The sequence below is a fragment of the Mycobacterium sp. Root135 genome (assembly GCF_001426545.1).
Lineage (GTDB): Bacteria > Actinomycetota > Actinomycetes > Mycobacteriales > Mycobacteriaceae > Mycobacterium.
Genome location: NZ_LMEZ01000001.1, coordinates 848471 through 872268 on the forward strand (window position 1 = coordinate 848471; position 23798 = coordinate 872268).

Annotated in this window: 26 protein-coding genes; 13 read left to right on the top strand and 13 right to left on the bottom strand. The window is 68.1% G+C overall.

Features of this window, described 5'->3' with window-relative positions; all coding sequences use genetic code 11:
- Nucleotides 1–58: 58 nt before the first annotated feature.
- Together ASD37_RS04105 and ASD37_RS04110 are read left to right on the top strand one after the other, a co-directional pair.
- On the top strand, nucleotides 59–958 hold the full coding sequence (locus ASD37_RS04105; protein WP_056548374.1) for an oxidoreductase: 900 nt from the start codon (nucleotides 59–61) through the stop codon (nucleotides 956–958).
- 37 nt (nucleotides 959–995) lie between these two features.
- Nucleotides 996–1520: an SRPBCC family protein gene (locus tag ASD37_RS04110; protein WP_056548376.1), complete on the top strand. Its 525-nt coding sequence runs from the start codon at nucleotides 996–998 to the stop codon at nucleotides 1518–1520.
- On the opposite strand, the gene ASD37_RS04115 is transcribed toward ASD37_RS04110, so the two are convergent.
- Nucleotides 1489–2976 carry a carboxylesterase/lipase family protein gene (locus tag ASD37_RS04115; RefSeq protein ID WP_056548378.1) on the bottom strand — a complete coding sequence of 496 codons (1488 nt, stop codon included), beginning with the start codon at nucleotides 2974–2976 and terminating at the stop codon, nucleotides 1489–1491. The genes ASD37_RS04110 and ASD37_RS04115 overlap by 32 nt on opposite strands.
- A gap of 75 nt (nucleotides 2977–3051) precedes the next feature.
- Between ASD37_RS04115 and ASD37_RS04120 the strand changes: the two genes are divergently transcribed.
- Genes ASD37_RS04120 through ASD37_RS04140 form a run of 5 tightly spaced genes read left to right on the top strand, consistent with a single transcriptional unit; the run spans nucleotide 3052 to nucleotide 7484 of the window.
- Complete coding sequence (locus tag ASD37_RS04120; RefSeq protein ID WP_056549797.1) at nucleotides 3052–3951, top strand: neutral zinc metallopeptidase; 900 nt, start codon at nucleotides 3052–3054, stop codon at nucleotides 3949–3951.
- Nucleotides 3948–4475, top strand: coding sequence for a DinB family protein (locus ASD37_RS04125; RefSeq protein ID WP_082569930.1), 528 nt, complete (start codon nucleotides 3948–3950; stop codon nucleotides 4473–4475). The genes ASD37_RS04120 and ASD37_RS04125 overlap by 4 nt, the downstream gene beginning before the upstream one ends.
- A 41-nt stretch (nucleotides 4476–4516) precedes the next feature.
- On the top strand, nucleotides 4517–5116 hold the full coding sequence (locus ASD37_RS04130) for a TetR/AcrR family transcriptional regulator (RefSeq protein ID WP_056548384.1): 600 nt from the start codon (nucleotides 4517–4519) through the stop codon (nucleotides 5114–5116).
- Nucleotides 5113–6660, top strand: a complete 1548-nt coding sequence (locus ASD37_RS04135; RefSeq protein WP_056548385.1) for an NAD(P)/FAD-dependent oxidoreductase — start codon at nucleotides 5113–5115, stop codon at nucleotides 6658–6660. Before ASD37_RS04130 ends, ASD37_RS04135 begins: the two co-directional genes overlap by 4 nt.
- Complete coding sequence (locus tag ASD37_RS04140) at nucleotides 6657–7484, top strand: mycofactocin-coupled SDR family oxidoreductase (RefSeq protein ID WP_056548386.1); 828 nt, start codon at nucleotides 6657–6659, stop codon at nucleotides 7482–7484. The genes ASD37_RS04135 and ASD37_RS04140 overlap by 4 nt, the downstream gene beginning before the upstream one ends.
- On the opposite strand, the gene ASD37_RS04145 is transcribed toward ASD37_RS04140, so the two are convergent.
- Nucleotides 7481–8236, bottom strand: a complete 756-nt coding sequence (locus ASD37_RS04145; RefSeq protein ID WP_056548388.1) for an alpha/beta fold hydrolase — start codon at nucleotides 8234–8236, stop codon at nucleotides 7481–7483. The two genes, ASD37_RS04140 and ASD37_RS04145, sit on opposite strands and share 4 nt — an antisense overlap.
- Nucleotides 8237–8278: 42 nt before the next feature.
- Nucleotides 8279–9001, bottom strand: coding sequence for an SDR family oxidoreductase (locus tag ASD37_RS04150; protein ID WP_056548390.1), 723 nt, complete (start codon nucleotides 8999–9001; stop codon nucleotides 8279–8281).
- A 100-nt stretch (nucleotides 9002–9101) separates the two neighbouring features.
- Here ASD37_RS04150 and ASD37_RS04155 point away from each other — a divergent pair, with 100 nt between their 5' ends.
- Together ASD37_RS04155 and ASD37_RS04160 are read left to right on the top strand one after the other, a co-directional pair.
- Nucleotides 9102–9941 carry a helix-turn-helix transcriptional regulator gene (locus tag ASD37_RS04155; protein WP_056549800.1) on the top strand — a complete coding sequence of 280 codons (840 nt, stop codon included), beginning with the start codon at nucleotides 9102–9104 and terminating at the stop codon, nucleotides 9939–9941.
- Between the two features lie 160 nt (nucleotides 9942–10101).
- Nucleotides 10102–10686 (top strand): RNA polymerase sigma factor, encoded by a 585-nt coding sequence (locus ASD37_RS04160; protein WP_056548392.1) that lies wholly within the window; start codon nucleotides 10102–10104, stop codon nucleotides 10684–10686.
- A 21-nt stretch (nucleotides 10687–10707) separates the two neighbouring features.
- On the opposite strand, the gene ASD37_RS04165 is transcribed toward ASD37_RS04160, so the two are convergent.
- Entirely contained in the window at nucleotides 10708–10911 is a 204-nt protein-coding gene (locus ASD37_RS04165; RefSeq protein WP_056548395.1) for a hypothetical protein, read from the bottom strand.
- A 107-nt stretch (nucleotides 10912–11018) separates the two neighbouring features.
- Nucleotides 11019–12044 carry an Rv2578c family radical SAM protein gene (locus ASD37_RS04170; protein ID WP_056549802.1) on the bottom strand — a complete coding sequence of 342 codons (1026 nt, stop codon included), beginning with the start codon at nucleotides 12042–12044 and terminating at the stop codon, nucleotides 11019–11021.
- 138 nt (nucleotides 12045–12182) lie between these two features.
- Here ASD37_RS04170 and ASD37_RS04175 point away from each other — a divergent pair, with 138 nt between their 5' ends.
- Nucleotides 12183–12386: a cold-shock protein gene (locus ASD37_RS04175; protein ID WP_056548397.1), complete on the top strand. Its 204-nt coding sequence runs from the start codon at nucleotides 12183–12185 to the stop codon at nucleotides 12384–12386.
- Between the two features lie 159 nt (nucleotides 12387–12545).
- On the opposite strand, the gene ASD37_RS04180 is transcribed toward ASD37_RS04175, so the two are convergent.
- The 4 genes from ASD37_RS04180 to ASD37_RS04195 are packed head-to-tail and all read right to left on the bottom strand — an operon-like array spanning nucleotide 12546 to nucleotide 15407.
- Nucleotides 12546–12974 (bottom strand): hypothetical protein, encoded by a 429-nt coding sequence (locus ASD37_RS04180; RefSeq protein WP_056549804.1) that lies wholly within the window; start codon nucleotides 12972–12974, stop codon nucleotides 12546–12548.
- 48 nt (nucleotides 12975–13022) lie between these two features.
- Nucleotides 13023–13454, bottom strand: coding sequence for a D-aminoacyl-tRNA deacylase (dtd, locus tag ASD37_RS04185; RefSeq protein ID WP_056548398.1), 432 nt, complete (start codon nucleotides 13452–13454; stop codon nucleotides 13023–13025).
- A 14-nt stretch (nucleotides 13455–13468) separates the two neighbouring features.
- The gene (gene hisS, locus ASD37_RS04190) at nucleotides 13469–14728 is read right to left on the bottom strand and encodes a histidine--tRNA ligase (RefSeq protein ID WP_056549806.1); all 1260 of its coding nucleotides are present in this window, start codon (nucleotides 14726–14728) and stop codon (nucleotides 13469–13471) included.
- A gap of 16 nt (nucleotides 14729–14744) precedes the next feature.
- The gene (locus ASD37_RS04195) at nucleotides 14745–15407 is read right to left on the bottom strand and encodes an MBL fold metallo-hydrolase (RefSeq protein WP_056549809.1); all 663 of its coding nucleotides are present in this window, start codon (nucleotides 15405–15407) and stop codon (nucleotides 14745–14747) included.
- Between the two features lie 102 nt (nucleotides 15408–15509).
- Here ASD37_RS04195 and ASD37_RS04200 point away from each other — a divergent pair, with 102 nt between their 5' ends.
- Nucleotides 15510–16406 (top strand): peptidylprolyl isomerase, encoded by an 897-nt coding sequence (locus ASD37_RS04200; RefSeq protein ID WP_056548401.1) that lies wholly within the window; start codon nucleotides 15510–15512, stop codon nucleotides 16404–16406.
- A 27-nt stretch (nucleotides 16407–16433) separates the two neighbouring features.
- Nucleotides 16434–17462: a peptidylprolyl isomerase gene (locus ASD37_RS04205; protein ID WP_156720754.1), complete on the top strand. Its 1029-nt coding sequence runs from the start codon at nucleotides 16434–16436 to the stop codon at nucleotides 17460–17462.
- Here the strand turns inward: ASD37_RS04205 and ASD37_RS04210 are convergent.
- A complete protein-coding gene (locus ASD37_RS04210) occupies nucleotides 17459–17818 on the bottom strand; it encodes a helix-turn-helix transcriptional regulator (protein WP_056548407.1) in 360 nt (119 codons plus the stop codon). The two genes, ASD37_RS04205 and ASD37_RS04210, sit on opposite strands and share 4 nt — an antisense overlap.
- A gap of 72 nt (nucleotides 17819–17890) precedes the next feature.
- On the opposite strand from ASD37_RS04210, the gene ASD37_RS04215 reads away from it, so the two are divergent.
- The gene (locus tag ASD37_RS04215; RefSeq protein WP_056548409.1) at nucleotides 17891–19084 is read left to right on the top strand and encodes an MFS transporter; all 1194 of its coding nucleotides are present in this window, start codon (nucleotides 17891–17893) and stop codon (nucleotides 19082–19084) included.
- Between the two features lie 85 nt (nucleotides 19085–19169).
- Here the strand turns inward: ASD37_RS04215 and ASD37_RS04220 are convergent, their stop codons facing one another.
- The 3 genes from ASD37_RS04220 to ASD37_RS04230 all read right to left on the bottom strand — a co-directional run bounded on the left by ASD37_RS04220 (nucleotide 19170) and on the right by ASD37_RS04230 (nucleotide 23797).
- On the bottom strand, nucleotides 19170–21476 hold the full coding sequence (locus ASD37_RS04220) for a bifunctional (p)ppGpp synthetase/guanosine-3',5'-bis(diphosphate) 3'-pyrophosphohydrolase (protein WP_156720755.1): 2307 nt from the start codon (nucleotides 21474–21476) through the stop codon (nucleotides 19170–19172).
- A 103-nt stretch (nucleotides 21477–21579) separates the two neighbouring features.
- Nucleotides 21580–22131, bottom strand: coding sequence for an adenine phosphoribosyltransferase (locus ASD37_RS04225; RefSeq protein WP_056548411.1), 552 nt, complete (start codon nucleotides 22129–22131; stop codon nucleotides 21580–21582).
- 10 nt (nucleotides 22132–22141) lie between these two features.
- Complete coding sequence (locus ASD37_RS04230) at nucleotides 22142–23797, bottom strand: ABC transporter substrate-binding protein (RefSeq protein ID WP_056548419.1); 1656 nt, start codon at nucleotides 23795–23797, stop codon at nucleotides 22142–22144.
- Between the last annotated feature and the right edge of the window lies 1 nt (nucleotide 23798).

Genomic DNA, 23798 nt, shown 5'->3' on the forward strand with positions numbered 1-23798 from the left:
CCTGGGAATTGCCTGACGAGAGGACTGCCACAGTGTAGTGGTGGCTAGCCTGGCGGAAATGAGCCCTTCCATTGCAGTCGTGGGTCCAGGCGCCATCGGCTCGACTGTCGCGGCGTTGTTGCACGCCGCCGGTCACCGCGTCGTGGTGTGCGGTCGCACTGAGCGGGCGTCGGTCGAGGTCAGACCCGACGCCGGCATCCTCGGCGGCGAGCCCGTCGTCATCCCCGACCCGGTGCGCACCGATCCCGCGTCGGTCGACGGGCCGTTCGACGTGGTGATCCTCGCCGTCAAGGACACCCAGAACGAGGCTGCGGCGGTCTGGCTCGAACGGTTGTGCGGCGTCGACACGATCGTGTGCGTGATGCAGAACGGCGTCGAGCAGGTGGAGCGCGTCGGCCGCCACTGCCCGGCGGGCACCGTCGTGCCCTGTGCGGTGTGGTTCTCGGCGCAGTCCCAGCCGGACGGGTGGATCCGACTTCGCACCCCGGTGCGGGTGGTGCTTCCCGACGACGAGGCGGCCCGCGCGCTGGCCGAGGTGTTGCGAGGGCCGTCGCTGACGGTGGAGTGCAGCCCGTCGTTCCTGGACGACGCCTGGCGCAAGCTGCTGACCAACGCCGTGGCCGGGCTGATGGTCCTGACGGGTCGTCGCTCGGGGATGTTCCGCCGCGACGACGTCGCCGCCCTGGGCCGCGCCTACCTCGCCGAGTGCCTGGCCGTGGCGCGGGCGGAAGGCGCCCGACTCGACGACGAGGTGATCGAGGAGACCGTGGGCCTGTTCGCCGGCTTGCCCGAGGATCTGACGACCTCGATCCTGACCGACCGCGAACAGGGCAGGCCGCTGGAGTGGGACGTGCGCAACGGCGTCGTCGCCCGCAAGGGCGCTCTGCACGGGGTGGCCACACCCATCAGCGACCTGGTGGTCCCGCTGCTCGCCGCCGCGAGCGACGGACCCGGGTGACCCACCGGGTAGACACCTCGCCCTAGAGTGTCTACCCATGGCCAAGACCTACCCCTGTGAACGGGTCGACCTGACCTTCGTCGACGACGCCCCGTTCCGGTTCGTCAGCACCGTCGACCTCGCGATCACCCCGGAACAACTCTTCGAGGTGCTCGGGGACGCCGAGTCGTGGCCGCACTGGGCGACCGTGATCACCAAGGTGACGTGGACCAGCCCGGAGCCGCGGGGCGTCGGCACGACGCGCACGGTCGACATGCGCGGCGGCATCAGCGGCCACGAGGAGTTCCTGGCCTGGGAACCGCACTCCCGCATGGCCTTTCGGTTCAACGAGAGCACCTCCGGCTCGATCTCGGCATTCGCCGAGGACTACCGGGTGGTGCGGACGCCGCGGGGCTGCCACCTCACCTGGGTGATGGCCATGAAGCCCAACGGCATCGCGGCTCGGATCGGCGTCTTGGTCGGCAAACCGGTGATGGCCTGGATGTTCCAGCGGTTCCTGCACAACCTCGACCGCTACGCCCAAAGGCGTTTCAGTACAGTCCCTCCCACGCCGCGCGCCTGACCGCATCGGGGTCGGCGACGGTGTCGTCCCTGGTCGACCTGATCACCCGGGTACGACGGGAGCCCGCGTCGTAGCGCGGCCAGTCCTCGTCGAGGTCGGTCGTCGCGAAGTCGAGCCACGTCCTTTGCATGCGACGTCCGACCGACGGTTGCACGCGCCTGCCCAACGGGTGCACCTTGCGGCCCAGGTACGAGCCGTAGCTGTGCTGAACGTGCACGATCTCGCTGCCATGCGTGGCGCCGAGTCCCAGCAACCGCAAGCTCCACGCCGCATGGTCGAAGCGGTAGACGTAGGTCGGCGCATGCGCGCTGTACGCGTCGGCGAATGCCCACGTGGGAGCGCAGAACATCGTGTCGGAACCGAAGGCGATCAAGGCGCGGCGGCGCGGATAGTCCGGATAGGCGGCGAGCAGCCGATCCCTCGCCTCCGGCGCCGCCCTGGCGACGTACGCCTCGACCATGGGCGGGGTGGTCGGCAGCATGGGCGGCTTGCCCCAGGCGAACATCGACGCCTCGTGGCTGTTGGTCCCCACGATCAGGGGGATCGCCGACACCGCGCCCCGCCGCGCGGCGTCGACCGGGTGCCACGGCAGGGAGTCCACGCCGTGGGTCAACCCGTACGCCAACGTCGGTGTGTTCGCTGCGCTCTCGCCCTGCAGTTGTCCGGCGGCACGACGAAGTCGGCGCTGCGGCAACGACTTCACCTCGTCGACCGTCACCCCCAATCGGTCGACGAAGGCCCGGGCCTGCCTGGCGCGGGTCTCCCTGTCGGCGATCAACGGCAGCGCCGGACTCTGGGCGATCGCGCGGGAGAACAGTCCGTCGGCGAGCGGGCTGGCCAACAACGCCAACACCGACGTCGCGCCTGCCGACTCGCCGAAGACGGTGACGTGGTCCGGATCGCCGCCGAACGAGGCGATGTTGTCGCGCACCCATCGCAGGGCCGCCACCTGGTCGCGCAGCGCGAGGTTGTCGTCGAAGCCGGGGCCGAGGTCACCGAGTTCGAAGCCGCCGAAGACGCCGAGGCGGTACGTCACGTTCACCACGACGACGTTCCCGTTGGCCGCCAATCTGTTTCCGTTGTACAGCTGCAGTTGTCCGGCCCCGTAGACGAACGCGCCGCCGGGAATCCACACCATCACCGGCAGGCTGGCCCCGGGATCGGGCGACCACACCGTCAGCGTCAGACAGGCCTCGTCACGGATCTTTGGGTCGTCCCGTCCGCCGCCGACGAACGACCGACCCTGCGGTGGCAGTGGCCCATGCTCGACGGCGTCGCGGATGCCACTCCACGGCACCAGGGGGGCCGGCGCTTGGAAGCGCCGCTGCCCGACGGGTTGTTCGGCGTACGCCACGCCCCGCCACACGTTGACGCCACCCTCGGTGGTGCCGCGCAACGTTCCGTGGACGGTGTGCGCGACAGTCGGATCGTGAACGGTTTCGCGCTGGGCGGCCACCGCACGAATCGTAGTGTGGGAAGCTGAACCCGGCTGAAACGGGAGCCATCGGCGGTGTCGACGGACGGGGTGAAGATGACCTTCAACGAGGGTATGCGGATCGACACGAGCACCACGTCGTCCAGCGGCGGTGGGGGTGGCGGCGGTCGCGGCCTCGCGGTCGGCGGCGGCATCGGCGGTCTGGTCATCGTGGTCATCGCGCTGTTTCTGGGCGTCGACCCGGGCACCGTTCTCCCCCAGCAGGGCGCGGGGCAGTCGAACCAGCAGGGTGTCGAGGCCCCGGGATTCGACACCAGCCAGTGCAAGACGGGCAAGGACGCCAACGACATCCTCGGGTGCCGCATCATCGCGACGGGCAACTCCGTCGACGGCGTGTGGTCGCAGTTGATGCCCGACTACACCCGGCCCAAGATCCGGCTGTTCAGCGACAACGTCAGCACCGCGTGCGGCCCGGCCACCACCGACGTCGGCCCGTTCTATTGCCCGGGCGACCAGACCGCCTACTTCGACACCTCGTTCTTCGACGTGTTGGTGCAGCAGTTCGGTTCCAGCGGTGGTCCGCTCGCCCAGGAGTACGTCGTCGCCCACGAATTCGGGCACCACGTGCAGGACCTGCAGGGCAACCTGGGGCGGGCGCAGGAAGGACCGGGTGGAGCCGAGGGCAACGGGGTGCGCACCGAATTGCAGGCCGACTGCTACGCCGGGGTCTGGGCGCACTACGCGGCGATCACCAAGCAGGAGGGCACCGACGTGACCTTCCTGCAGCCCTTGACCGACAAGGACATTGAAGACGCGCTGTCGGCGGCGTCGTCGGTGGGCGACGACCGCATTCAGCAGTCCTCAGGCGGCCAGGTCAACCCGGAGTCGTGGACGCACGGCTCGTCGGCCGCCCGGCAGTACTGGTTCACCGAGGGGTACCGCACCGGTGATCCGCAGAAGTGCGACACCTTCTCTGCAACGGATCTGCACGAGTGACCGGGATCGAACCCGACACCAAGGACTGGACCTGGGTTCTCGGCGAACCGTGTCCGGACTGCGGCTACGACGCAGGGTCGACCCGTCCGGACGACGTCGCCGGGCGGATTCGGCGTGACGCCGACGGCTGGGTGGCGAGGCTGGCGGGAGCGTCGGTCATCGATCGCCCAAACGCGGGCGTGTGGTCGGTGCTCGAGTACGGCTGCCACATCCGCGACGTGCACCGCATCTTCGCCGAACGCGTCCGCTTGATGCTCACCGAGATAGACCCTCGGTTCCCGAACTGGGATCAGGACGAGACCGCCGTGGCCGACGACTACGCCTCCCAGGATCCCTCGGTCGTGGCCGACGAGTTGGCGCAGGCGGCGGCAGACGTCGCCGACGTGTACGACTCCGTCCCCACCGATGCGTGGTCTCGGTGTGGACTGCGAAGCAACGGAAGCGAATTCACGGTCGCGACCATCGCGCTCTACCACCTGCACGACGTCGTGCACCACACCTGGGACGTCACCCCCCACCGCTGAGACCATTGACCGCATTGAACACATATCGCTAATGTGTTCAAATGCGCGAGGGAGCGGCACCTGCTCGGCCGGTGTCCGCGACGCTTTTGGCTGCCAACGCCGACACGTTGCGCCGCTTGGGCCCACGCCAATTCAGCCTCACGGCAGTCGCGGAGGCCGCCGAGGTGTCCCGCGGCACGGTGCACAACGCCCTCGGCAGCCGTGACAACGCCATCAGGATCGCCCTTGAGCACCTTGCGTCGACGTTCGTCGACGCCATGGCCACCGAGGTGGACCGCCACGACACCCTCGCCGAACAGGTCGGGGCAGCCGCGGTGCTGATTTGCGCGCATCGCCAGCGCTCGGACCACGTGACGCCGCGCGGCGTCAACGAGAGCATCCTGCTACTGCTGCTCCGCAACAGCGGTGACGACCTGATGCGGCGGGCCGTCGACCTGTGGAAGCCGCTGGTCAAGGCCGCCAAGGGGAACCACGAAGTCGCCCAGTCCACGGATCCCGCGCGGGCAGGCGAGTGGATCGTGCGCATCCTGTTCAGCTTCGAACTGCTGCCACCCATGGGCGTCAACCTCGACAGCCCAAGGGCAGTACGACGTTTCGTCACCGATCACGTCGTGGCCGGGCTCACCGGAGGTGCCCAGTGAGTGAGCCCGACTTCGAGGTCGTAGTCATCGGCGCGGGGCCGGGCGGCATCGCCGCCGCACACCAATTGCAGGGCAAGGGAATCGACGACTTCGTCATCCTCGAGCGTGGCGACGACGTCGGCGGGACCTGGCGGGACAACCACTACCCCGGCCTCGCCGTTGACATCCCCACCCTGTGGTACCAGCTGTCCTTCGCGCCCAATTCGGACTGGTCACGCCTGTTCGCACCCGGCCCGGAGATCCAGGGTTACCTGCGCGACACCGCGACCCGGCTGAACCTCTATCCGCGGCTGCGGACGGGCACCGAGGTGGTACGCCAGCAGTGGGACGACGCCGCAGGCCTGTGGCGACTGACCATCCGCGACCAACCACAGCTCACCGCCCGCTTCCTCATCAGTTCGGTGGGCGGCTACGTCAACGCGAAGGACACGGTCGGCGTCGAGGGCCTCGAGGACTTCACCGGAACCATCCTGCGACCCAACGCCTGGGACGACTCCTACGACACCCGCGGCAAGCGCATCGCCGTCATCGGCACCGGGTCCAGCGGTGTGCAGATCGCCGCCGCGCTGTCCGCCGAGGCCGCGAATCTCGACGTCTACCAACGCACTCCGGCGTGGGTGCTCCCCAAGGTCGACTTCGACATCCCGCCGCTGATGCGGCGGGCGCTGCGCGTGCCCGGTGTCGTCGCCGCGGTCAACGCCGCGGGCCGCACCCTGATGGACGTCGCGATGATCGCGCCCATCGTGCACGTGTTCTCCCGTCTCCCCGACCGCATGCTCGTGCGCCTCATGCCCTTCTACGACGCCTACTGCCGGGCCCTGTACCGGCTGCTGCTGCGAGCGGTCGTCAAGGACCCCCGGACTCGGCGAGCCCTGGTGCCGCGCTACGGCATCATGGCCAAGCGACCCGTCATCTCCAGCGCGTTCCTCACCGCGCTCAACGATCCGACGACACATCTGATCACCACGCCCATCGAGCGCGTCACCCCCGGTGGCGTGCGCACGGTCGACGGCGTCGACCATCCCGCGGACCTCATCGTGGTGGCGACCGGCTACGAGCTGTGGACCGACCCCGAGACCTACCGAGCCGGAACGGTGCTGGGCGCCAACGGGTTCGACCTCGCCGAGTACTACCGCAGCCACGGTCTTCGGGCGTACGCCGGGACGGCACACCCCCGGTTGCCCAACCGGTGGGAGATCGTCGGGCCGCTCGGCTTCGTCGGCTTCGCCTGGCCTGACTTCGTCGAGACGACCGCACTGCACGCCGTCCGGATCGTCGACGAGACCCGCAGACGGGGCAAGCAGGTCGCCGAGGTCAGCCAGGACGCGTTCGACCGATGGAACGCGCTGATGGAACGCCGCGGCAAGACCGCGCGGCTGTACTTCACCGAGTGCAATCCCGCACTCAACACCTACTTCGTGAACTCGCAGCGCGACACGGTGTACCACCGGCCCCAAACCATCACCGGCTCAAGACGTTTCGCGCGGCGGTCACCGCTGAGCGACTATCGGATGAGCACGCCACCGAAGGAGCAACCCGCATGAGCAGTTCCGATCAGCCGTTGGCTGGCAAGGTCGCCTACGTCACCGGGGCCGCCCGCGGCCAGGGGCGGTCGCACTGCGTGCGGTTGGCTCGGGCCGGAGCCGACGTCATCGCGATCGACGCCTGCGGACCGGTCGCGGCCAGCAACGGCTACGAACCGGCGACGCCGCAGGACCTCGCGGAGACCGTCAGCTTGGTCGAAGGCGAGGGCCGCAAGATCCTCGCCAAGGAGGTCGACGTCCGCGACGGCGAGGGACAGCAGCGCGTCGTGGCCGAGGGCGTCGAGCAGTTCGGCCGCCTCGACGTGGTGGTGGCCAACGCCGGCGTGCTGAATTGGGGCCGGCTGTGGGAGATCTCGGCCCAGCAGTGGCAGGAGACCATCGACACCAATCTCACCGGAGTGTGGAACACGATCCGGGCCACCGTGCCCGCGATGATCGCCGCGGGCAACGGCGGGTCGATCGTCAACGTCAGCTCGGCGGCTGGCATCAAGGCCGTCCCCGGCTGCGGGCACTACTGCGCGTCCAAGTTCGGCGTCGTGGGTCTGACCAATTCACTTGCCGTCGAGCTGGGCGAGTTCGGGATCCGGGTGAATTCGGTGCATCCGTACGGCACGGACACCCCGATGGGCAACGACGTCTCGATGTACGAGATGTTCGCCGAACACCCGAACTTCATCCACAGTTACTCCCCCGGCGCCCTGCCAACCGACTCGTTGGCCGCACCGAACCTGATCTCCGACGTGGTGGTGTGGCTCGCGAGCGACGCGTCGTCATTGGTGACGGCCGCCCAAATTCCTGCGGACAAGGGCTATTTGAAGATCTAGCGGTTCGCTGACCAGAAGTCGACGAGCACCCGCGCGGCGACGGCCGGATCCTGAGTCATCCACCAGTGGCCGAGCCCGTCGAGCACTTCGACCCGGGCACCGGCGCGGGCGGCGGCGCGACGCTTCTGCTCGTCGGTGCCCACGAAGTGGTCCTCGGTGGGCAGCAGTGCGAGACCGGGCCGGGCGGCAGCGGCCTGGAGATTCGCCCCCGCGGCCGCCGGGACGGGCTGTGCCGCCGACCGATACAGGGTGAGGATCGACCGGCCCATCGCCTCGTCACCGGCAGGAGACACCCGGGCGGCCACGTCGGCGGACATGCCCGCACCGACGAGGAATTCGGCGCGTTCGGCATCGGTCATCGAGGTGAAGTCGGCCACCGCCGCCTCTCCGACCTCCGGTGTCTGCCAGGCCTGGGCGAGGTCATGCCAGACATAGTCGGCGTCGAAGATGCCGGGAACGTCCGACACCCAGGTCCGCACCAGGTCGGGCCGGGCCATGACGACGTTCAGGACGTGGCCGCCACCCCAGTCGTGCCCGACGAGGTCGACGGGCCCGTCCACCGACTCGAGTTCGGCGATCAGCCACTCGCGGTAGCCGTCCATCGTGGCCGCGAAGCCGTCGGGAACCGGTGCCCCGAATCCCGGCGGCGACAACCGGCGGACCTCGGACTCGCCCAGCGCGGCCAACTCGTCGACGAGCAGATCCCACACAGCGGCGTTCTCCGGCACGCCGTGGACCAAGACGACGGTCATCGTTGCATCACCATGCCCGAAGAGTAGTCCTGCGCAGCGCCCTCAGCGCTGACTCGCGGGACGCACCACGATCTCGTTGACGTCGACCTCGGGCGGTTGCGAGACCGCGAACGCAACGGCGTCGGCGATCGCCGATGCCGGGATGGCGTGTCGCCGGTACTCCGACATGGCCTGTCGCGCAATGGGATCGGTGATGGTGTCGGCGAGTTCGGATTCCACGACGCCGGGCGAGACGGTGGTGACGCGAATGCCAGGGGGCGACTCCAGCCGCAGGCCCTCGGTGATCGCCCACGCCGCGTACTTGGTGCCGCAGTAGACCGCCGCCGTAGGAGTCACCCCGTGCGCGCCGATGGAGGCGATCGTGACGAAGTGGCCGCTCCCCCGTTCGGCGAACGGGCCCGACACCGCGGCGATCCCGTGCAGCAGCCCGCGGACGTTGACGTCGATCATGTGGTTCCACTGGTCCACCAGACCGGCGTCCAGGCGCGAGAGCGGCATGACGCCCGCATTGGCGACGAACACGTCGAGCCTGCCGTGGCGTTCCACGGTGGCGGTCACGGCGGCCCGCACCGCGTCGAGGTCGGTCACGTCGAGGGCGCACGTCTCGACGCCGTCGGTGCTCGCGGCGACCTCGTCGAGCAGATCGGTCCGTCGGGCGGCCGCGATCACGTGGTGACCGTCGGCGGCGAGACGCTTGGTGATCGCCCGTCCGATGCCGCTGCTGGCACCGGTGACGAAGGCGATCTTCTGATGGTTGGTGGTCATGTCACCACCCTGCCGACGACGGCGCGCGTCAGGAAGGCCGCGTGCAACCTGGGTGCGACACACCCAGGCTGAGCGGGTGCGCATTCCGTACCGTGGGGACATGCCGGAATCTCGCCAGGGGGCCGCTCTCGGCGCCTTTCTGCGTGCTCGCCGCGCCCAGGTCACCCCGGACGACGTCGGGCTGGGTCCGCACTCACGGCGGCGGCGCCGGGTGCCGGGACTGCGGCGAGAAGAAGTCGCCCTTCTCGCCGGCGTCAGCCCGGACTACTACACCCGGCTGGAGCAGGGCCGCGAACGTCATCCTTCGCCAGAGGTCGTCTCCGCCATCGCCGGAGCGTTGCAGTTGACCGACGACGCCCGCGACCACCTCTTCCGGCTCGCCGGTGCCGCGATCACCGCGGCGGCTCCCACCTCCACTGCGGTCGACCCCGCACTGGTGACCCTGATGGCCGCCTGGCCACACAACCCGGCCCTGATCTACGACCTCGCCTACGACGTGCTGGCGGCAAACACCATGGCAGACGTGCTCTTTGGCGGCTGGCCACACTCCGACAATCTGCTCGAGGTGGTATTCGGCGACCCGCTCGCCCGGTCGTTCTACGTGGACTGGGGCGACGTCGCCGCCGACGCCGTCGCAGGCTTCCGGCTCAACCACGGACGGCATCCGAACGATCCTCGCGTGCGCGAAGTGTTGTCTCGGATGCTGACCGAGTTCCCAGAGTTCGCCGACCTGTGGCGCGGCCATGACGTTCGAGGAAAGAGTCTGCGCGAGAAGCGTTTCCAGCACGCGGACATCGGGAAGATCACACTGACGATGCAGGCGTTCGACGTCCGGTCCACTCCGGGGCAGGAGCTCGTCGTCTATCACGCCGAGCCCGGCTCCCCAAGTGCCGACGCCCTGAGCCTGCTGGGATCGTTGTCGGCGACCGTCGGAGAGTAGCCTGCGCTCGAGAATTGCCAGTCACCCAATTGCGTTGCACTGAAGCGTAACCCGGGTCACACCACGCTGTCAGTTGGCTGGACGGCACGCGCGTCGACCTTTATATAATCTCCATGGAATCTTCACGTGGGGCCATCCGCCGACGACCACTATTGGATTCATGACAGCCACCCCACCGGTCCCGAATCGCCTCACCGGATCATTCGACGAAGACGTTGCGCCGTTGCGGGCCGAGTTGCACCGGTACGCGGTGAGTCTGACCAGAAACTCACCCGATGCCGAGGATCTCGTCCAGGACACGATGCTGAAGGCCTTCAAGGCGTACGGCAGGCTCCAACCGGAGACGTTCCTCAAGGCGTGGTTGTTCACCATCATGAGGAACACGTGGTTCAGCACCTGCCGATCGGCGAAACTTCGTCCCGAGGTGCTGTTGGCCGACATGACCGACGTCGACCACCGTCCTGCGGTCGCCGATGGGCACACCTGCTCGTCCGCCGAGGACGAACTGCTGCGCGACGAGATGGATCCCGAACTGATGACGGCACTGACCGGACTGTCGGAGGAGATGCGCGCCACCGTCTTTCACGTCGTCGTCGGCGACATGCTGTGCCGAGACGCCGCCGAACTCCTCGGGGTGTCGACCAACACGGTGCTCACCAGAATGCACCGCAGCAGGCATGCATTACGGCGCGCACTCACCAAGATCGACGGCGCCGCGGGACAGGTCCCACGACGCGCCGCCTAGTGCGCGTTCGTCGCATCCTGGTCACGTGATCAGCGAGATCACGACGCTCACGCCGGCCGCCAGGACGAAGTACACGCCGACGACGGGGAGTCCGTAGTGGGCGGCCAGCCATGCGGCAATCACCGGTGACGTTGCGATGCCGACGATTTCAACCGCGGCGCCGACGATCGGTGCGGCCGCGCCCAGGCATCGTCGAGTCCGGGGGTTCGGGTCGAGAGGATCCACACGCGTTCCTGTCGGTATTGGGCGACGCGCCACAGTCGGGCGTGCACACCAATTTGCCGCTCAGACAACGTGATTGCTTGGAGATCTCGTGGAGATGGGTGAAGGCGTCAGAACAGCGTGGGCTGCAGCTCCGCCACGACGCGGGGCGGTGTCGACGTCGGCGTGGTCGCCAGCCGGAAGGACCGGTGGTCGCCCGCCAACCCGTGCTTGGTGAGCAGCGGCGCGGCGCGCTCACGCAGTTCGTCGCGATAGCTCTTCGGCAGGTAGGCACCCTGGCGGTACAACTGGCGGTAGTGCCCGATCAGGTCGGGCCGCGATTGTGCCAGCCAATCCATGAACCAGCCGCGGGTCGACCCGCGCAGATGCAGCCCGAACACCGTCGCACTGGCGGCGCCCGCAGAGGCGACCCGCCCCAGCAATCCGTCGAGGTGCTCGACGGAATCGGTCATCATCGGCAGCACCGGGGCAATCATCACGTGACAATTCAGGCCGGCCTCGCTGATCGCCCGGATCAACTCGAGCCGAGCGCGCGGTGACGGCGTGCCGGGTTCCAGATCCGCGTGCAGGTCGGGGTCCCCAACCGCCAGCGAGACCGCCACGCTGACCTCGACGGAATCGGCGGCGTCGACGATCAGCGCCAGGTCTCGCCGCAACAGCGTGCCCTTGGTGAGGATCGAGAACGGCGTACCCGAATGAGCAAGCGCACCAATGATTCCCGGCATCAGGGCATATCGTCCCTCGGCACGTTGGTAGGGATCGGTGTTCGTGCCAAGCGCCACCGTCTCGCGTGTCCACGACGGACGCGCCAACTCCTTGCGCAGCACCTCGACGACGTTGGTCTTGACCACGACCTGGGTGTCGAAGTCCCTGCCGCTGTCGAAGTCGAGATATTCGTGGGTGGGCCTGGCGAAGCAATACCGACACGCGTGACTGCAGCCGCGGTAACCGTTGACGGTGTACTTGAAGGGCAGCTTGCTGGCGTTCGGCACCTTGTTCAGCGCGGATTTGCACACGATCTCGTGGAACGTCAGGCCCTCGAACTGCGGCGTTCGGACGGATCGCGTGAAACCGATGCGTTGCAGACCGGGCAATGCCCCGTCGTCGACCTCGACACCTTGCCCGTCCCAGCGCATGTTCAATGCGAACATACGTTCGATCTGAAAGTCAATCCGCAAAATTGGCGATCTTTAGTGAGATACGCGGCGGTTTGTGCAGTAGACTTTCCTACGGGTGTAAGACACATCCGCTCCTGATGAAAGAAGTAAAATAGTATGGCACAGGGAACTGTGAAATGGTTCAACAGCGAAAAGGGCTTCGGCTTTATCGCCCCCGACGACGGCTCCCCGGATGTCTTCGTCCACTACTCTGAGATCCAAGGCGGCGGCTACCGCTCGCTGGAAGAGGCTCAGCGGGTTCAGTTCGATGTCGGACAAGGTGCGAAGGGCCCCCAGGCCACCGGAGTTACCGCGATCTAAGAACTTCCTTCTATGGGCTGGCAAGGTGCAAACCTTGCCAGCCCATAGTCCGTTCTAGGCCCCTTGAGATAGACGCGGCCTGAACGATGAACTCCCACAACGCAATCGGACGCGACGACCACTAATGTGGGCCGCCGCGTCCGAAGCGCTAGGAGTTGATTACCACTGACCGAGCTGGCACTGCAGGTTGTACGGCGCGTCCTGCTGCACGGCGACCTGACCGTCGACGGCGATGTCGCAGTGCGGGTTCGGCGCCGCGCGACCACCGTGAGTGGTGCTGCTGACCGTGAGGATCGCCCACTGCGGGTCGGCGAGCGTGGTTTCGAACACCCACGGCACACCGGCCGCCAGGGTGATTTCGTCCTTCTTCAGATACGCGTAGGAATCGGCGTTGTACGCCGCCTTGTCCGCCGGCTGATTGACCAGATAGAAGAGGTCGAATTCCGCGTCACCCGCCGAGACCAGGGTGTATCGAACCTGGTGACCTGCGGGTTCGGCGTTCGAAGTGGCCGGTGAGGCCAGCCCTGCGGCGGCCACCAGCGCCGCCATACCGAAGGCTGCCCCGATCTTGCTTGTCGCTTTTCGCATGATCATCACATCGTCGAACGGTACCGGACCGTTACACCGCGGAGGCGGTCAGAGCTCCAGCATCAGCGTCACCGGGCCGTCGTTGACGAGTTCGACGGCCATGTCGGCGCCGAAGACCCCCGTCTCGACGTGCGCTCCGAGGCGCCGCAGTGCATCGGAGAAGGCCGACACCACCGGTTCGGCGACCGCGCGGGGTGCGGCGGCGTTCCAGGACGGCCGTCTGCCCTTGACGGTGTTGGCATAAAGGGTGAACTGACTGACGACGAGGATCGGCGCGCCCACGTCGGCGGACGACAGTTCGCCGTCGAGGATGCGCAGCCGCCACAGCTTGTCGGCCATCCGCGAAGCGACGTCCGCGTCGTCGTCGTGCGTGACACCTACCAACGCGACGAGTCCCTGCCCGTCGGGGTGAATCTCCCCGACCGACACGCCGTCCACCACGACCCGAGCCGACGTCACCCGCTGCACAAGGACTCGCACGCTCGCTCCGGGCGTCAGGCCAGTCGGGAGCGAACCTCGGCCACGACGGCGTCGGATCGAATGTCGACCTGCTCCCCCGTTCCGAGGTCCTTCACACCCACGGTGCCCGCCTCGACGTCCCGGTCACCCGCCACCAAGGCGATCCGCGCACCGGACCGGTCGGCCGCCCGCATTGCGCCCTTGAGTCCCCGGTCACCGTAGGCGACGTCGACCCGAAGGCCTGCCGCACGCAGTTCACCGGCCACCGTCGCCAGCGCCAACTTCGCCGCGTCGCCGAGCGGAACGCAGAACACCTCGACGCGGGCGGTCTCCCCGACGGTCTTGCCCTCGGCCGCCAACGCCAGCACCGTGCGGTCGACGCCGAGGCCGAAGCCGATGCCCGAGAGATCTTGGCCACCAAGCTGTTTCATCAGACCGTCGTAGCGGCCACCTCCGCCGATGCCCGACTGCGCGCCGAGCCCGTCGTGGACGAACTCGAAGGTCGTCTTGGTGTAGTAGTCCAAGCCACGCACCATCCGCGGGTTGATCACGTACGGCACGCCCAACGCGTCCAGGTGGGCGAGCACCGTGTCGAAGTGCTGCTTGGCGACGTCGGACAGGTGGTCGAGCATCAGCGGTGCCGCGGCCGTCATTTCACGCACGTGCGGGCGCTTGTCGTCGAGCACGCGCAGCGGGTTCAACTGAGCGCGTCGCTGTGTTTCTTCGTCCAAGTCGAGCGTGAAGAGGAACTGCTGCAACAACTCCCGGTACTGCGGACGGCACGTCTCGTCGCCGAGGGAGGTGAGCTCCAGCCGGAACCCGTCGAGGCCGAGCGAGCGGAATCCCTCGTCGGCGATGGCGATCACCTCGGCGTCCAGCGCCGGATCGTCGACCCCGATCGCTTCGACGCCGACCTGCTGCAGCTGACGGTATCGCCCGGCCTGCGGTCGCTCGTAGCGGAAGAACGGCCCCGAGTAGCGCAGTTTGACGGGCAGCTGGCCGCGGTCGAGGTTGTGCTCGATGACGGCGCGCATGACACCCGCGGTGCCCTCTGGCCGCAGCGTCACCGACCGGTCGCCACGATCGGCGAAGGTGTACATCTCCTTGCTGACGACGTCGGTCGACTCGCCGACACCACGTGCGAACAGGGCGGTGTCCTCGAAGATCGGCAACTCGACGTGGCCGTAGCCGGCCCGGCGGGCGGCGTCGAGCAATCCGTCGCGAACAGCCACGAACTGCGCCGACTCCGGCGGAAGGTAGTCCGGGACGCCCTTGGGCGCCTGAAAGTCACTCACGTGCGGCACATTTCAGTCAGATTCCTTCGAGGAACGGGTTGGTGCGACGCTCGGCGCCGATCGTGGTCTTGGGACCGTGCCCAGGTAGTACCACGGTGTCGTCGTCGAGCACCAACAGTTTTGACACGATCGACGTCAGCAGGTCGCGCCCGCTGCCGCCGTAGAGATCGGTACGCCCGATCGACTGCTTGAACAGTGTGTCACCGGTGAACGCCAGGTCGCCGATAGCACCCGGCGACACCCGAAACACCACCGACCCCCTGGTGTGGCCCGGCGTGTGGTCGACGGTGACGGTGATGCCACCCAGCTCGATCTTGTCGCCGTCGCGGTCCAGCTCGACCACCTGGCGGGGTTCGCGGAACATCGTCGACAGCGCCAGCTGAGCCAGCCTTGGCCCCAAGCCCTTGATGGGGTCGGTGAGCATCTCCCGGTCCTCGGGATGGATGAACACCGGGCACCCGTAGGTGTCGCCGACCTTCTGCGCCGACCACATGTGGTCGACGTGACCGTGGGTCAGCAGGACGGCGGCCGGGGTCAGCCGGTTCTCGTCGAGGATCTTGCGCAGCGGCGCCATCGCCCGCTGGCCGGGGTCGACGACGATCGCATCGGCACCCTGCTTCGGGGCCAGCACGTAGCAGTTGCACTGCAACATGCCTGCCGGAAACCCTGTGAGGAACACGCCGACCAGTTTCCCATCCACCCCTTTCGCGGGTCGCAGGGCCTCTTCTCAGACATTGCTGGCACACTCGTTGCCGATCACGAACACGAGGAGGACTTCGCGGTGCCGACGAACGAACAGCGGCGGGAAACGGCCAAGCGCAAACTGGAGCGGCAGCTCGAGCGCCGCGCCGCCCAGGAGCGCAAGCGACGCCTCTTCACCATCATCGGTTCCGCGGCGGGAGTAGTGCTCGTCATCGGCGCCGTCGTCGCAACGGTGATCTTGACCAGCAAGGACTCCGACACGCAGGCCTCTGCCGACACGCCGTCGCCGACGAGTGCCGCCGAGCCAACGCCGCCTCCGGCTGGCGGCGGTCTTCCGCCGTTCGTCGCCCCGGCAGGCCTTGGCTCCGATTGCCAGTACCCGGCCTCGCAGGGCGAGCCCGCCAGCAAGAAGAACAACCCACCGCGTTCTGGCAAGGTGCCGACGGATCCGGCGCAGATCAGCGCCTCCATGACGACCTCGGAGGGCAACCTCGGGCTGCAGCTCGACAATGCGAAGGCGCCGTGCACGGTCAACAGCTTCGCCAGCCTCGCACAGCAGGGCTACTTCAACGACACCCCCTGTCACCGGCTGACCACGTCGCCAGGCCTGTCGGTCCTGCAGTGCGGGGATCCGACCGGCAAGGGCACCGGCGGTCCCGGCTACGGCTTCGTCAACGAGTACCCGACCAACCAGTACCGGCCCGACGACCCGGCCCTGCAGTCGCCGGTGGTGTACCCCCGCGGCACGTTGGCGATGGCCAACACGGGCGCACCCGGGTCCAACGGAAGCCAGTTCTTCCTGGTGTTCAAGGATTCTCAGCTGCCCCCGAACTACACCGCGTTCGGCACGATCGACGCGACGGGTCTGGCGACACTCGACAAGATCGCCGCGGGCGGCGTGGTGCCCGGCGATCGCGGTGCCGACGACGGCGCTCCGAAGACGCCCGTTCAAATCAAGTCGCTCCAACTGGACTGACGCCGGACCGGGCCGACCGCAGTGACCATCCCGCCTCCCCCGCCCTACGGGGAGTACCCGCCATTGCCGTCGGGCCCGGTGCCCGGACCTCCTGGTTACGGACCTCCTAGTTACGGGCCGCCACCGACACCGCAAAGCACCAACGGGTTGGCGATCGCGTCGCTGATCTGCGCGTTCCTGTTCTTCCCGCTGGGCATCGTCTTCGGGCACGTGTCCCTGTCGCAGATCAAGAAGTCCCGCGAAGGTGGTCACGGCCTTGCGGTCGCCGGGCTGGTGATCAGTTACGTGGTGGCGGTGTTGACCGTCGTGGCCGTCGTCGCCACCGTGGTCTTGGCCGGTCTGCTGATCCGGTTCGCCGAGGACTTCGACCCCAACCGCTCGCGTTCGGGCTCGCCGGGCGTCTCGGCCGCGCCACCGGGGCAGCCACTGCCGCCGTTCAAGCCGTCGGCGACGCTCGGGTCCAACTGCCAGTACCCGGCCACCACCGAGCCGGCCAGCAAGCCGGTGACCCCGCCGCGGACGGGACGCATCCCCACCACCCCGGAGACCGTCGAGGCCACCGTCGTCACCAATGACGGTGCCATCGGCGTCAGCTTGGACAACGGCAAGGCGCCCTGCACGGTCAACAACTTCGTCAGCCTGGCCCAGCAGGGGTTCTACGACAAGACGCCGTGTCACCGGCTGACCACGTCGAGCACCCTTGGCGTGCTGCAGTGCGGCGATCCGACGGGTGACGGCGACGGAGGACCGGGCTACCGATTCCCCAACGAGTACCCGACCAATCAGTACCGGCTCGCCGACCCGGCGCTGCAGTCCACCGTCATCTATCCGCGGGGCACCCTCGCGATGGCGAATTCCGGACAGGGCACCAACGGCAGCCAGTTCTTCATCGTCTACGCGGACTCCGAGATGCCCCCGACGTACACGGTGTTCGGCACGGTCGACGAGACCGGCCTCGCCGTCGTCGACCGGATCGCCGCGGGTGGCGTCAAGGACGGCGGCGACGACGGCAAGCCCGCAGTCGACGTGACCGTCGGGTCGATCCGACTCGACTAGGAGCCGGGCGCGCCCAGTTCGCGGTTGGCCTTCTCGACGATCGATCCGAGGAGGCCGGGCACTTCGGCGTCGACCGGTTCGACCCGCAATCGCAGCACCGTGTGCCCGTCGATCGCCAAGCGCTCGGTGATCCCCGCCTCGCGCAGGATCGTGAAGTGGTGCGTCGCCGTGGACTTGTTGATGCCGTCGTACAGCGCCGAGCAGACCATCGGCCCGCCGCCATTCATCAAGCGTCGGACCATTTCCAGACGTACCGGGTCGGCGAGCGCGGCCAAAAGCTGCTGGACGCCGGCGACGGGGAACGTCGGAAACGGCGACTCGACCGTGTTCTCCCCCACTGCCGGTTCGACGTTCATCGAACCGAGCGTACCCTTGACCGAGTTCGACGTTCGTCGAACTCGTCGTCCGCCCGAGGAGGATTCGTGGCAGTGGTCGCCTCCGCACCGCGCACCGCCCAGACGCAGCGCGGGGCCTACTCCCTGCTGCTCATCCTGAGCGGCGTCGCGCTCGGAGTCTCGGGCCTGCCCGCGCCGCTGTACGGCATGTACGAGGAGCAGTGGCACCTCTCCCCGCTGTCCACGACCTTGGTCTTCGCGGTCTACGCGGTCGCCGCACTCGCCGCCGTCCTGGTCGCAGGCAAGGTCTCCGACGTCATCGGTCGCAAGCCCGTGCTGCTCGGCGCCGTGGTGGCGATGATCGTCGGACTCGGCATCTTCCTGCTCGCCGACGGCATGGCGATGCTGATGCTCGCCAGGGTCATCCACGGCGCCGCCGTCGGCTCGATCGTGGTGGCCGGCGCGGCAGCCCTGCTTGACCTGCGGCCCGACCACGGAGTCCGTTCCGGTCAGCTCAGCGGGGTCGCCTTCAACATCGGCATGACGGTCGCGATCGTTGGCTCGGCGGTGCTGGCGCAGTACGCGCCGCATCCGATGCGCACCCCGTACGCGATCGTCGCGGTGCTCTGCGCCGTCCTCGGCATCGGCCTCGTCGCGCTGCGCGAGCCACACCTCTCACGCACCCGCGGTCCCATCCGCATCGCCAAACCCGCCGTACCACCCGAGATCCGCGCCGACTTCTGGTTCGCCGCCCTCGGCGCCACCGCGTCGTGGTCGGTTCTCGGCGTCCTGCTCTCGCTCTACCCGTCACTGGCGGCCCAGCAGACCCACGTCCACAACCTGGTGTTCGGCGGCGCGGTGGTCGGGACGACGGCATTCGCCGCGGCCATGGCCCAGCTCTTCTCGACCCGGATACCAGCCCGGCGGTCGGCCATCATCGGCGACGTCGGCATGGCGATCGCCCTCATCCTCACCGTGCCCGTCCTGGCGACGCACAGTTGGCCGTTGGTGCTCGTCGCCGCCGCGTTCCTCGGCGCGACCTTCGGGCTCGGCTTCGGCGGTTCCCTGCGCCACCTGTCCCACGTCGTGCCCGCCAACCGCCGCGGCGAGACGATGTCGGCGTTCTACCTGATGGCCTACGGCGCCATGACCGTGCCGACCATCGCCGCGGGCTGGGCCGCGACCCGCTGGCCGCTCGGCGAGGTGTTCCCGTGGTTCGCCTACGCCGTGGCCGCAGCGTGCCTGGCCGCCGCCGGCGTCGGCGCGATCAGCTCGCGCCGTCGCTAGTACCCCCGCCGAGTGTGGACTTAGTCCACGCCGCAACGACGAAACGCGTGACAAAAGTCCACGTTCGGCCGGGGTGGGGTTGGGGTCAGGCGGCGGACGTCACGCGGTAGACGTCGTAGACGCCCTCCACGTTGCGGACGACGTTCAGCACGTGACCGAGGTGCTTGGGGTCGCCCATCTCGAAGGTGAACCGGCTGATCGCCACCCGGTCGTTGGACGTCGCCACCGACGCCGAGAGGATGTTGACCTTCTCGTCGGCGAGCACGCGCGTCACGTCGGACAGCAGCCGATGCCGGTCGAGGGCTTCCACCTGAATGGCGACGAGGAACACCGACGACGGGGACGGCGCCCACTTGACGTCGATGATGCGTTCGGACTGCGCTTCCAGCGACGTCGCGTTCGTGCAGTCGGTGCGGTGCACGCTGACGCCGCCGCCCCGGGTGACGAAGCCGAGGATGTTGTCCCCCGGCACCGGGGTACAGCACTTCGCCAACTTGGTCAGCACGCCCGGCGCACCGGGAACCGCGACACCGACGTCCTCGCTGGTGCGCTGCCGCACCGGCATGGTCGCCGGCGTCGACCGCTCGGCGATCTCGTTCTCGGCTTCCTCGTCCCCACCGAGTTGGGCGACCAACCGCTGCACGACGTGCCGCGCCGAGACGTGCCCCTCACCGACCGCGGTGTACAGCGACGACACGTCGACGTAGCGCAGCTCCCGAGCCAACGCCGCCATCGACTCGGCATTCATCAAGCGCTGCAACGGAAGACCACCGCGGCGGACTTCCCTGGCGATGGAGTCCTTACCCGATTCGAGGGCTTCCTCGCGACGCTCCTTGGCGAACCACTGCCGGATCTTGGCCTTGGCCCGCGGGGACACGACGAAGGTCTGCCAGTCCCGCGACGGCCCGGCGTTGAGCGCCTTGGAGGTGAACACCTCGACCACTTCGCCGTTTTCGAGCTTGCGCTCCAGCGCCACCAGGCGACCGTTGACCCGCGCTCCGATGCAGCGGTGACCGACCTCGGTGTGCACCGCGTAGGCGAAGTCCACGGGCGTCGACCCGGTCGGCAGCGTCACCACGTCACCCTTGGGGGTGAAGACGAAGATCTCCTGCACGGCGAGGTCGTAGCGCAGCGACTCGAGGAACTCACCCGGGTCGGCGGCTTCCCGCTGCCAGTCGAGCAGCTGACGCATCCACGCCATGTCGTCGAGCTCGGCGGCGGCGTTGTTGGCCGGAATGCCGTTGCGGCCCTTGGCTTCCTTGTACCGCCAGTGCGCGGCGATGCCGTACTCGGCGGTGCGGTGCATGTCGCGGGTGCGAATCTGCACCTCCAGCGGCTTGCCTTCGGGCCCGACCACCGTGGTGTGCAGCGACTGGTACACGCCGTAGCGCGGCTGGGCGATGTAGTCCTTGAACCGGCCCGCCATCGGCTGCCACAGCGAGTGCACCGCACCGACGGCGGCGTAGCAGTCGCGGATCTCGTCGCACAGGATGCGCACGCCGACCAGGTCGTGGATCTCGTCGAAGTCGCGGCCCTTGACGATCATCTTCTGATAGATCGACCAGTAGTGCTTCGGCCTGCCCTCGACGGTGGCGTTGATCTTCGACGAGTTCACGGTGTTGGCGATCTCGGCACGCACCTTGGCCAGATAGGTGTCCCGCGACGGGGCGCGGTCGGCGACCAGCCGCACGATCTCGTCGTACTTCTTCGGGTGCAGGATCGCGAACGACAGATCCTCGAGCTCCCACTTGACCGTCGCCATGCCGAGCCGATGGGCAAGCGGCGCAATCACTTCCAACGTCTCGCGGGCCTTGCGGGCCTGCTTCTCCGGCGGCAGGAAGCGCATGGTGCGCATGTTGTGCAGCCGGTCGGCGACCTTGATCACCAACACCCGCGGGTCACGAGCCATCGCGATGATCATCTTGCGGATCGTCTCGCCCTCGGCGGCGTTGCCGAGAACCACCTTGTCGAGCTTGGTGACGCCGTCCACCAGGTGGCCGACCTCGACCCCGAAGTCGGTGGTCAACGCCTCGAGGGAGTAGCCGGTGTCCTCCACGGTGTCGTGCAGCAGCGCGGCGACGAGCGTCGTGGTGTCCATGCCCAGTTCGGCGAGGATGTTGGCCACCGCCAAGGGGTGGGTGATGTACGGGTCACCGGAGCGACGCAACTGGTCGGCGTGCCGCTTCTCGGCCACCTCGTAGGCGCGCTGCAGCAGTGCCAGGTCGGCCTTCGGGTAGACCTCGCGGTGCACCGCAACCAATGGTTCGAGGACCGGGTTCACCGCGCTGCGCTGTGAGGTCATCCGCCGGGCGAGCCTGGCCCGAACTCGTCGGGATGCGCTGGAGGAGCTCTTGGCCTCGGGCGCGACCGCGTCCGGGGTGATGACGGGCATCGGCTGCGTTTGCGTCAAGGCATGATCGTCGGCCACCGCGCTCACCTCCTGCCCATGCCGGTACTCGTCGAGGATATCCCCGTCGGCCCCGCAACTGTTCGCATCACACCACGTACAGGCTGGTGACTGCCAGGTCTGGCAGTTTCGCGCGGCCGGCGAGCGCCGCGAGCTCCAACACGACCGCGGTGTTCGTGAGGGTCGCGCCACCGGTCCGCAGCAGCTTGGCCGCCGCGGCGAGCGTGCCACCAGTCGCGAGCACGTCGTCCACCAGCAGAACGCGCAGACCCGTCAAATCCATTCCGTCGGCCGGAATTTCGAGCGTCGCGGTGCCGTATTCGAGATCGTAGGTCTCGCCGTGCACCGGCGGCGGCAGCTTGCCGCCCTTGCGGATCGCCAGCACGCCCGTGCCAAGGCGGATCGCGACCGCGGCACCCAACAGGAAGCCGCGCGCGTCGATGCCCGCCACGAGGTCCACGTCACCTGCCGCGTCGGCAAGCGCGTCGGTCACCACGGCCAAGCCGCGCGCGTCGGCGAGCACCGGGGTCAGATCCTTGAACTGGATCCCAGGCTCCGGGAAGTCGGGAACCTCGCGCATCAACGACTCGATCACCGCCGAGACGTCGGTGGTGGAGCCGTTCGCCGACCCCCCGCTCATCGACCCTCGCTCATCGACCCAAGGCCCAACGGTCCATGTTCCACCCTGCACCCCATCGCGTCGGACTGCTGTTCACGGCCGCCATCTTCGTCGACGCCAGCAGAGTTCGTTGCTGACGGTACAACGGCAGAGTGGGCATGTCGTCCCACAGTACGGGTGCACCCTCGCCGAGCAGCCGGGCGAACTCCTTGGGGTCGGCCGTCACGGCCAGTGCGCCGATGACGCCGTCGACCTGCTCGTTCGCGTACCCCGACAGGTTGTTGCCGTTGCCGCTGAACAGGTCGTAGGCGTCCATCGCCGACGAACCGGTCGACCCGCTGCCTGCCGCACCGCCCGTGCTGGCGAGTAGCACGTCAATCTGGTTCTGCCGCAACGAGTCCGGGCCGATGCCGTCCGACGCCGCGTCGGTGACCTTGATGCCCGCCGGCTCGCATGCCTTCGCGATCGCACCGACGGTCGCCGCCAGTCGCGCGTTCGGGCTCTGGTAGCCGATGCGAACCGTCAGCGGGTTGCCACCGATCGCCTCTCGCGCCGCCACGGGATTCGACGTGCTGAACCGGCCGCCCTCCGCCGCGTTCTCGGCGGCGGTCATCGAGTCCTCCGCAGTCGGATTCAAGCGGCTGTTGGACACCGGCACCTCCGCGTTCTTGGCAATCGCGTCCCGCGGCGTGCACAGCGCAACCGCGCGGCGCGCAGCCGGGTTCAGCAGCGGCCCGCTCGGCGCGAAGATCAACTGTTCGATGCCCGCCGACGGGCTGTCGGTCCGCACGAAGTCGTCGGGCAGGTTCAGTGCGCCCGAGGACCCCGCCGCGATGTCCACGACGTCGTAGTCACCCGCGTTCACCTTCTCCTGGACGTCTGCGCCGCGCGGCCACACGGTGATCTTGCCGGTGACGGGCATTGCGCCCCACCACTTGTCGTTGGCCACCAGCACGACGGCACCGTCGTCGCCGACCGAGCTGAGCTTGTACGGCCCCGACGACGGGAAGCGCTTCAGATCCAGGTCGGGGCTCAGGTTCCAGATGGTGTTCCACAGCTGGGCGATGCGCTCGATCCTCGGCAGGTCGCCCGCTTGGATCGCGGCGGTCACCGCGCCGTCACCCGCGCCGAGTTCGTCGGCGATGACATGCGACGGCATCATCGCCGTCGCCGCGAACAGCTGCCCGTAGTCGACGAACCCGCGGTCCTGGGCGAACGACACCCTGGCCTTCTTCTGCCCGGGAGCGCAGTCGACGTCGGCCACGTCGCCGTACCCGGCCCGGCTGGCGGCGTCGAAGCCGGGGAACCGGCCGGACTGCGCCGCCCACGCCAGCACCATGTCGTCACACGTGACGGGTTTGCCGTCGGAGTACACGGCGTCGTCGCTGATCACGTAGTCCAGCAGCAGCGGCGCGCGCCCCACCACCGAGATGGTGCCGAAGTCGCGGTCGCCGACGACCTGCCCCTCGGGCCCGTGATAGTTGAACCCGGTCAGGACGCGCGCGAAGGCCTGCGGTCCCGCCGAGGCGGCCCCGGTCACCGTGTTGGTGTTGTAGGTGACCAGGGTGCCGTCGACGGCGTAGTTCACCTCGTCGGCGGGTCCGCTCGCGCAGGACGACAAGCCGAGGCAGCCGACCAGCGACATCACTGCCGCCAGGATCGAGACCCGCCGGGGTCGGGCGATCATC

Coding starts and splice junctions, on each gene's coding strand:
- ASD37_RS04145 (WP_056548388.1), bottom strand. CDS start 8,236: ATGACCGTCGTCTTGGTCCACGGCGTGCCGGAGAACGCCGCTGTGTGG.
- ASD37_RS04225 (WP_056548411.1), bottom strand. CDS start 22,131: ATGAGCGGGGGGTCGGCGAACGGCTCCACCACCGACGTCTCGGCGGTG.
- ASD37_RS04155 (WP_056549800.1), top strand. CDS start 9,102: ATGCCGGAATCTCGCCAGGGGGCCGCTCTCGGCGCCTTTCTGCGTGCT.
- ASD37_RS04140 (WP_056548386.1), top strand. CDS start 6,657: ATGAGCAGTTCCGATCAGCCGTTGGCTGGCAAGGTCGCCTACGTCACC.
- ASD37_RS04180 (WP_056549804.1), bottom strand. CDS start 12,974: ATGCGAAAAGCGACAAGCAAGATCGGGGCAGCCTTCGGTATGGCGGCG.
- ASD37_RS04230 (WP_056548419.1), bottom strand. CDS start 23,797: ATGATCGCCCGACCCCGGCGGGTCTCGATCCTGGCGGCAGTGATGTCG.
- ASD37_RS04120 (WP_056549797.1), top strand. CDS start 3,052: ATGACCTTCAACGAGGGTATGCGGATCGACACGAGCACCACGTCGTCC.
- ASD37_RS04170 (WP_056549802.1), bottom strand. CDS start 12,044: ATGCGCTGGGACGGGCAAGGTGTCGAGGTCGACGACGGGGCATTGCCC.
- ASD37_RS04150 (WP_056548390.1), bottom strand. CDS start 9,001: ATGACCACCAACCATCAGAAGATCGCCTTCGTCACCGGTGCCAGCAGC.
- ASD37_RS04210 (WP_056548407.1), bottom strand. CDS start 17,818: ATGAACGTCGAACCGGCAGTGGGGGAGAACACGGTCGAGTCGCCGTTT.
- ASD37_RS04220 (WP_156720755.1), bottom strand. CDS start 21,476: ATGCCCGTCATCACCCCGGACGCGGTCGCGCCCGAGGCCAAGAGCTCC.
- ASD37_RS04130 (WP_056548384.1), top strand. CDS start 4,517: ATGCGCGAGGGAGCGGCACCTGCTCGGCCGGTGTCCGCGACGCTTTTG.
- ASD37_RS04105 (WP_056548374.1), top strand. CDS start 59: ATGAGCCCTTCCATTGCAGTCGTGGGTCCAGGCGCCATCGGCTCGACT.
- ASD37_RS04175 (WP_056548397.1), top strand. CDS start 12,183: ATGGCACAGGGAACTGTGAAATGGTTCAACAGCGAAAAGGGCTTCGGC.
- ASD37_RS04160 (WP_056548392.1), top strand. CDS start 10,102: ATGACAGCCACCCCACCGGTCCCGAATCGCCTCACCGGATCATTCGAC.
- ASD37_RS04110 (WP_056548376.1), top strand. CDS start 996: ATGGCCAAGACCTACCCCTGTGAACGGGTCGACCTGACCTTCGTCGAC.